Genomic DNA, 8,445 nt, shown 5'->3' on the forward strand with positions numbered 1-8,445 from the left:
ATGCTTGTTGGTATAGCCCCATTGACTGGTACGATAGCATATTCAGCTTCAGATATGTCTTTGATTGACAGACCCAATTCTTCTGCTTTAGCTTTATCCGTCACATCATAGGCAGCCATATAGTTGATAATTTCGCCTTCTTTGACATCCGAGCAGACACCAAAGGATTGACCACTGCCCAGACTTTCTAGGCTTTCTAAGCTATGATTGGCATAGAGCTGCTCCCACTGCAGACGGACACTGGCTATTGTCAATTGCTTCCAATAGGACTCCCGCTACAGTAAAAGCGGCTTTCTTTTGAATCTTGATATCCATGTTCTTTCCTCCTGTGATTTTTAAGGATAATTGAAGCTTAGGAAAGACCCGATAAGGTTTTCCATTTCGAACTTCTGAGGGGGTTGCACCATGGAATTTCTTAAAAGCTGCGCTGAAGGCATCCGCAGACTCATAGCCATATTTCAGTGCTATATCAATAACTTTCTCAGTGGTTTCCCGCAAGTCTGTCACTGCTTCTGACAGCCTGCGATTGCGCAAGTATTCTGCTAATGTCATATCTGCCAGGATAGAAAATAGCCTACTAAAGAGAGGGTAAGAATAGCCCGATAACTGCTGAAATCTTTTCATCTCCACTTCTCCAGTCAGCTGCTGCTCCAAATAATCCATGGTTTGATTGAATTGCTGCATCATATTCTTTTTTTCTTACCTCCACAAGATACAAAAGTCCTTAAAAGCAAAGTGAAAATAGAAAAATTGACGCCAGAGCTTCTAGTCCTAGAAATTTTATCTTTTTCGAACAGCTTTTAGGCCGTGTTCAATTCTATCTATAGTCTATCAGATATCAGATATTTCCGCCCTAGAATCTTTGTACAAGATTTAAAGGAGTAAATTTCTATAACTTATCCTTTAATTTCTCAACAAAGAGATAAGCTGCTGGGCAGGTCAAGGTGTTCTTAATCGTCAAATGGTTGATTTGATGAATCTTCTTACGATCTGTATGAGGAAATTCACGACAGGCCTTTGGACGAACATCATAGATGGAGCAGAGATTATCTCCTCCTAGAAAGGGGCAGGGCATGGATTTGAAAACCTTGTCCCCATCTTCATCAACTTGTAAAAACTCTGCTTCAAAGGCTGGTAATTTCATCTTAAAATACTTGGCAATACGAGTAATATCGGCTTCTTTAAAGTCGGGTCCCAAGGTCTTACAACAGTTAGCGCAGGCAGTGCAATCAATCTCAGAAAAAACTTCTTCGTGAATCTGCTGGGCAATCTTATCTAGATTCTTTGGTGGCTTTTTCTTTAGATTGGCTAAGACTTTTCGGTGTTCCTTTTGCTTTTGCAAGGCTAGTTGGTGATAGTACTCAATATCAATTTCTTTAGACATAGTTTCTTTCTAATACAAGTGTTTTTGTCTATTATACCATAAGTTATTTTTCATTTTGAGTATTGCACATAAAAAGCCCTTCGGATAAAATCCGAGGGGCTATAAACGTTGTTAAATCAACGACCGAACTTTTGAATTTCAAGGTTCGGGATAAAATAGTTCACTGAACTATTTTATTTTTTCAAGTTGTAGAATGATTTCAATCCACGGTATTCAGCTACTTCACCAAGTTGGTCTTCGATACGAAGCAATTGGTTGTACTTAGCGATACGGTCTGTACGTGAAAGTGAACCAGTCTTGATTTGTCCTGCGTTAGTTGCAACTGCGATGTCAGCGATTGTTGAATCTTCAGTTTCACCTGAACGGTGTGATACAACTGCAGTATAACCAGCTTCTTTAGCCATTTCGATAGCTTCGAAAGTTTCAGTAAGAGTACCGATTTGGTTAACTTTGATAAGGATTGAGTTAGCAGCACCTTCTTGGATACCACGTGCAAGGTAGTCAGTGTTTGTTACGAAGAAGTCGTCACCAACAAGTTGTACTTTCTTACCAAGACGTTCAGTAAGAGCTTTCCATCCATCCCAGTCGTTTTCATCCATACCATCTTCGATAGTGATGATTGGGTATTTGTTAACCAATTCTTCAAGGTAGTCGATTTGTTCAGCAGATGTACGAACAGCAGCGCCTTCACCTTCAAACTTAGTGTAGTCGTAAACTTTGCGTTCTTTATCGTAAAATTCTGATGATGCACAGTCAAATCCGATAAATACGTCTTTACCTGGAACGTAACCAGCAGCTTCAATCGCAGCAAGGATAGTTTCAACACCGTCTTCAGTTCCTTCGAAACGAGGAGCGAATCCACCTTCGTCACCTACGGCAGTTTCCAAACCACGTGATTTAAGGATTTTCTTAAGAGCGTGGAAGATTTCAGCACCGTAACGAAGAGCTTCTTTAAATGTTGGTGCACCAACTGGCAAGATCATGAACTCTTGGAAAGCGATTGGAGCGTCAGAGTGAGAACCACCGTTGATGATGTTCATCATTGGAGTTGGAAGAACTTTAGTGTTGAATCCACCAAGGTAGCTGTAAAGTGGGATTTCAAGGTAGTCAGCAGCAGCGCGAGCTACAGCGATAGACACACCAAGAATTGCGTTTGCACCCAATTTACCTTTGTTAGGAGTACCGTCAAGTGCGATCATAGCACGGTCAATAGCTTGTTGGTCACGTACATCGTAGCCGATGATAGCTTCAGCGATGATGTTGTTTACGTTGTCAACAGCTTTTTGTGTACCAAGACCACCGTAACGAGATTTGTCACCGTCGCGAAGTTCAACTGCTTCGTGTTCACCAGTAGAAGCTCCTGATGGAACCATACCACGTCCGAAAGCACCTGATTCAGTATAAACTTCTACTTCAAGTGTTGGGTTACCGCGTGAGTCTAGGACTTCGCGAGCGTAAACATCAGTAATAATTGACATTTTTTACTCTCCTTTGAGTTAAATTTTTTACACCTCTATGATACCTTAAAAATAAGCGTTTTTCAAGAAAAAACGTTATCTTTGTGCAAATTTTCCTTAACTTTATAAAGTAATCGCTTTCAAATCGTTCTGTTAATTCTAGTTAAAAATTCTTTGTCTCTCAATTAGTGGATAGTATTAATAAGTAACAATTTAAGGAATGCATAGTGATAAAATATTTTAAAATTTTATATCAAATCGATAAATCACTTTAAAAATTGACTTAAATTTGTTACGATATTATAAGACACATAAATAAGGAGACTAATAATGAAAAATAAATTTATTTTCACTATTTTATTTTTAACAGCTTTTTTATTAACGGCTTGCTCCCAAAATAATAGCAAGATTGTTGAAAGAAATAGTGACGGCACTTCTACTATTACTTATACTGATGGTAGTAAAATTGGAACCAATGGCAAAGATTTTACAATTTTACAGGAAGATGGAGTTTCGCTTGTATACCTAGACCAAGATAAAACCTATCAATACCAAGGTCCTGATGGTAGTTTTGTTTCAAAAGACAGTGGCGGATCTTACACTATGCAACTTCCCTCTGGCGAGAATATAATTTTGTATTCAAATGGTTCTTATTTAATTAGTAAGACTGATGGAAGTTCTGAAACAGGTACAAACAAAGAAGAACTTAATAAATACTTGATTTCTAAAGATTTCACTATTTTTTCTGAACTTGATAAAAAAGTTTCAGATATATTAGAATATATCAAGAAGAATAATTAAGTAGTATTGATCTCCTTCTAAGTATAGAAGGAGATTTTATTTTGGAGTTCAACGTTATTTATGGTAAAATCAAACTATGACAGATTTATCAAAACAACTACTAGAAAAAGCTCATGGTGGACCGAAATTAAACCCTGACGAACAACGCCGCTACCTCGGTACTTTCGAGGAAAGAGTTCTAGGTTATGCGGATGTTGAGATAGCCAATAGCCTTCAGCTACAAAAAGGATTTTTAACGATTTTGGAAAACTTTCAAGAAAAGACCGAAACTATTTTTGTGAAGATTTCGCCAACTATCGAGTTTGACAAACAAGTATTCTACCTAAAGGAAGCTAAGAAAACCAATAGTCAAGCTACGATTGTATCAGAAGATCACGCTTCTTCTCCTTTAGGCCTAGTTATCCATTCGAACGAACCTGTTCAAGTGGATAAAAAGGATCTTCGACTGGCTTTTCCAAGCTTCTGGGAGGTTAGGCAGGATGAGCCAGTTAAAAAATCCATCTGGAAAAAGTGGTTCGGCTAATCCTTCCTCAACTTTAGTAAACGCCCAATATTAGCTGCTGTGTGTTCCAAATAGAGGCTTGCTTTTTTCAGACTGTCTTCTAAAGGCTCACTTTTCTCTAGGATAGAGAATGCTGCTTGTATATTTTCAAATGGTAGGGGAGGCAAATCCTCAGAAAGACTACCGCAAATAGCTATAACAGGAACTCCCTTAGGAGTTCTTTTTGCTACACCGATAGGAGCTTTCCCAGCGAAGCTTTGACTGTCCAGCCTGCCTTCTCCAACGATAACCAAGTCAGCATCTTCAACCTTCTTGTCAAAGTCAATCAAATCTAAACAAGTGTCAATCCCAGATACGATACTGGCCTCAGCAAAGGCACAGAGTCCAGCAGCAATGCCACCGCCAGCTCCTGCTCCCTTCAATAACAGGGTTGAAGGTGAGAATTTTTCATAGAACCGCTGTATAGCCAAATCTACTCTTTCAAATAAACCAGAATTCAAGCCCTTTTGTTTTCCAAATGTGTAGGTTGCACCTTGATGACCACATAAAGGGCTCACGACATCTGCTAAAATGCGGATTTTCACATCTTCAGGAATTCTATACAACTCGCTATCTGAAACTGACACAAACTCAAGCAATGTCTGACCGCAAGCAGGCAATTCTTTTCCCTTCTTATCATAAAAACAATAACCCAGATCAGCAGCAATGCCTATTCCACCGTCATTACTAGCCGTACCACCAACTCCGATATAGATTTCTTTCATCCCTTGATCAATGAGATGGTGAATCAACTCTCCAATACCTCTGGTTTGGATGTGGAGAGGGTTTCGATTCTCCCGCGGAATCTTCCCAAGACCAACCAATTCAGCAACTTCAAAGAGCGCTATTTGACCTTTTTGAAAGTAACGCATTGCTTCATTTAGACCAAAAGGTCCTGTCACCTCTTGCCATTTTTCTTCGAGTTCAAGAGAATGTCGAATAGCATCTACAGTTCCTTCCCCACCATCACCAACAGGACAGAGCAGACATTCTACATCAGCTATTGACTGTTCGAAGCCTTTTTTTATAGCTTGAGCGACCTCTTCTGCCGTCAAACTTTCTTTAAAAGAATCGGGTGCGATTACAATTTTCATAGTTCCCTCTCATTCTAAGAAATCAATCAAAGGCAAAACTTCTAAAAGATCCCTCGTATCTACATGACAAGCTATCTCAGCTTTTACGACCTCCTTGGCACAAAAGGCTATACCGTGACCTGCTGACTTTAACATCAAGAGGTCATTGGCACCATCACCGATGGCAATCGTTCTTTCTTTGGAAAGTTCTAATTCCTTTCTCCAAATCTCAAGCGTAGCTTGTTTTACTCGACCTGTCACAATTTCACCAACTAATTGTCCTGTTAAAAAACCGTCTTTGACTTCCAACTGGTTGGCAGAGAAATAGGAGATGCCAAGGGATTTTGCTAATCTCTCAACTATTGGTGTAAATCCACCGGACACTAGACCAACTAGAATGCCCTTCTTTTGAAGTATAGAAATAAATTCTTGAGCATTCTTGGACAGGTGAATGGATTTGAAGACAGTATCAAAGACTGAAAACGGAAGACCTTTTAACAAAGCCACTCTTGCTCGTAAGCTTGTTTCAAAGTCCAGTTCACCTCGCATTGCCTGGCTTGTAATCTGCGAAATTTCGGCTTCGCAACCTGCTTCTCTTCCTAAAAGATCAATCACTTCCTCTGCTATCAGGGTGCCATCAACATCCAAAACACAGAGCCCCATTACTTGAGCCATCACTTCTCCTCTTTTCTAAACAGCCCAAAAATCGTATGAAAGAATCATACGATTTTATCTATTAGTTGACTAGACTATGGTACAAGTCAAGATAAGACTTGCAAGCTGTATCCCATGAGAAATCGCATTCCATAGCTTGTTTTTGTAGATTTCTCCAAACGTCTGGCTGGTACTTATAAACATCCAAGGCTGTTTGGAAACTCCAGTTGAGCCAGTAAGGTGTTAAATTATCAAAGCTAAATCCAGTGCCAGTTCCTTCGATTGGATTGAAGGATTGAACCGTATCACACAATCCACCAACCTCATGAACCAATGGTAGAGTTCCGTAGCGCATAGCCATCATTTGTGACAAGCCACATGGTTCAAAACGGCTCGGCATAAGGAAGAGATCACAAGCTGCGTAAATTTCTTGAGCGAGCTTGACGTCAAAAGTGATATTTGCTGATAGTTTATCAGGATAGACTTGCGCAAACCAGGAGAAGGAATGTTCAAAAGCTGGGTCACCTGTTCCTAAAAGGACTATTTGAACGTCCTCCTGTAAGAAACGATGCAAGCTTTCTACCACAACATCAAAACCTTTTTGGCGTGTCAATCGAGAGACAATCCCAACTAGAGGAACATCTGCTCGCACTGGTAACCCAACTCTCTCTTGCAATTTTGCTTTGTTTTGAGCTTTTCCAGACAAATCTTCCTTATCAAAATGATAGTCTAAAAGTGGGTCTGTTTGAGGATTATAAAGATCTGCGTCAATACCATTGACAATACCTGAAACCTTACCTGACTCCATCCGAAGAATCTGGTCCAAACCGCAACCAAACTGACTGGTCATAATCTCGTGCGCATAGCTAGGAGAAACGGTTGAGACACGATCCGCGTAGAGAATCCCTGCTTTCATCCAGTTGAGACAATCATTCCAGCGCAGGGTGCCATCAGCATAGCGTTCAAACCCAACACCGAACAAATCCCACAACATTCCTTCAGAAAATTGACCTTGAAATTCCAAATTATGAATAGTTAAAACTGTTCTGATTCCTTGATATGCCTGAATCCAATGGTACTTTTCTTTTAACAAGAAGGGAATCATTGCTGTGTGGTAATCATGAACATGGAGAAGGTCAGGAATAAAGCCGATGCGTTCAATGGCTTCAAGAGCAGCCAGTTGGAAAAAGGCAAAGCGTTCACCATCGTCAAAATCCCCGTAAACATGACCGCGGAAGAAATAATATTGATTATCAATGAAGTAGAAGGTAACCCCATTCAAGACCGTTCTCTTAATACCACAGTACTGTCTACGCCATCCTACACTAACTTCAAAGTGGAGAACATCCTCTATCTGGTCTCCAAACTTAGCTTCTACCATATCATAGTAAGGCAAGAAAACTGCAACTTCGTGCCCCGCTTTTACAAGTGATTTGGGAAGTGCGCCAATGACATCGCCCAAACCACCTGTTTTTGAAAAGGGGGCTCCTTCTGCCGCTACAAATAAAATTTTCATGAATAAATGTCCTCTGTTACTGTTTCACCCTTCTTCACTACAACTGGATGTTCTGCTGTTCCTCGAATGACAACACCGTCCGCAACTTCAACACCTTTGTCTAGGATGGCATATTCAACTTGAGCACCTTGACCAATCACAACTCGAGGGAATAAAATGCTGTCTTTCACCACACTATCTTTATGAACATAAATGTTACGAGATAGGACTGACTGAACTACTTCACCCTCAATGATACTACCAGAAGCAAACTGAGAACTTCTTACTTTTGAAGTATTCGCATAGTAGGTTGGTTCTTCATTCTTAACTTTTGTATAAATCTTTTGATTTGGTGAGAAAAGAGAGTAGAATTTTTTAGATTCAAGCATATCGATGTTTGCTTGATAATAGGACTGAACAGAATGAATGTTCGCTAAGTAGCCTGTGTATTCGTAAGCAAAAGCTCCTTCTTTTACAGCTAAATCGCGAAGAACATAGCGTAACTTTTCAGGATATTCTTTCTGAGCCTCTTCTTCAAGTCGTTCAATCAACCAAGGGGTGTCCACAACAAAGATATCTGTAGACATGTTGAAGAGTTCATCCGTAGATTTGTTATCAAAGAGTTTGTGCGAACGAACATGGTCAGTCTCATCAATTTCCAAGATAGCATTCACATCTGAAATGTCTTTCTTCGGAAGTTTCTTATATACAACTGTGATCGGACCTTTCGTTGTATTGTGTAGGTGGAAGACTTGATTCAAGTCAATATTCACCAGCACATCGCAGTTAATCGAAACGGTTTGGTTTGAACCTGAACGTCTCAAGTAGGTGAGAAGTTGTTGGTAATACTCTTTTCCAACTGTACTGCTTTCAACACGAGTATTGTAAATTCCTAGATAGTAGTGACTTAGAAGGGTGGACAAGCCCCACTCACGACCTGAACGGATATGGTCGAATACAGAGCTGATATTATCTTGTTGGAAAATACCAAAGATACTACGAACACCTGCATTTGCAAGACTGGAAAGGGGAAGTCAATC

7 protein-coding genes and 2 pseudogenes are annotated in these 8,445 nt (G+C 39.9%); 2 read left to right on the forward strand and 7 right to left on the reverse strand.

Translation table 11 applies throughout. The annotated features are described in order from the left end of the window. The 3 genes and pseudogenes from SORDD27_RS03765 to eno form a co-directional block, all read right to left on the reverse strand. A pseudogene (locus SORDD27_RS03765) lies at positions 1-687 on the reverse strand (AraC family transcriptional regulator); the annotation flags it as partial. 202 nt (positions 688-889) lie between these two features. After that, positions 890-1,384 (reverse strand): YkgJ family cysteine cluster protein, encoded by a 495-nt coding sequence (locus SORDD27_RS03770; protein ID WP_042767880.1) that lies wholly within the window; start codon positions 1,382-1,384, stop codon positions 890-892. Between the two features lie 173 nt (positions 1,385-1,557). Continuing rightward, positions 1,558-2,862, reverse strand: coding sequence for a surface-displayed alpha-enolase (gene eno, locus SORDD27_RS03775; protein ID WP_000022813.1), 1,305 nt, complete (start codon positions 2,860-2,862; stop codon positions 1,558-1,560). Positions 2,863-3,171: 309 nt separating this feature from the next. Here eno and SORDD27_RS03780 point away from each other — a divergent pair, with 309 nt between their 5' ends. Further along, a complete protein-coding gene (locus SORDD27_RS03780) occupies positions 3,172-3,642 on the forward strand; it encodes a hypothetical protein (RefSeq protein ID WP_061427416.1) in 471 nt (156 codons plus the stop codon). A 76-nt stretch (positions 3,643-3,718) separates the two neighbouring features. Beyond that, complete coding sequence (locus SORDD27_RS03785) at positions 3,719-4,165, forward strand: DUF1694 domain-containing protein (protein WP_061427417.1); 447 nt, start codon at positions 3,719-3,721, stop codon at positions 4,163-4,165. Here SORDD27_RS03785 and SORDD27_RS03790 read toward each other — a convergent pair. The 4 genes and pseudogenes from SORDD27_RS03790 to glgD form a co-directional block, all read right to left on the reverse strand. Next, a complete protein-coding gene (locus tag SORDD27_RS03790; RefSeq protein WP_061427419.1) occupies positions 4,162-5,277 on the reverse strand; it encodes a glycerate kinase in 1,116 nt (371 codons plus the stop codon). The genes SORDD27_RS03785 and SORDD27_RS03790 overlap by 4 nt on opposite strands. A gap of 9 nt (positions 5,278-5,286) precedes the next feature. Further along, positions 5,287-5,931 (reverse strand): phosphoserine phosphatase SerB, encoded by a 645-nt coding sequence (gene serB, locus SORDD27_RS03795; RefSeq protein WP_061427421.1) that lies wholly within the window; start codon positions 5,929-5,931, stop codon positions 5,287-5,289. A 61-nt stretch (positions 5,932-5,992) separates the two neighbouring features. Continuing rightward, positions 5,993-7,426, reverse strand: coding sequence for a glycogen synthase GlgA (glgA, locus tag SORDD27_RS03800; RefSeq protein WP_061427423.1), 1,434 nt, complete (start codon positions 7,424-7,426; stop codon positions 5,993-5,995). Further along, a pseudogene (gene glgD / locus SORDD27_RS03805) lies at positions 7,423-8,436 on the reverse strand (glucose-1-phosphate adenylyltransferase subunit GlgD); the annotation flags it as partial. The pseudogene glgD and the gene glgA, both read right to left, overlap by 4 nt. Positions 8,437-8,445: the final 9 nt, after the last annotated feature.

The sequence above is a fragment of the Streptococcus oralis genome, assembly GCF_001579025.1.
Lineage (GTDB): Bacteria > Bacillota > Bacilli > Lactobacillales > Streptococcaceae > Streptococcus > Streptococcus oralis_X.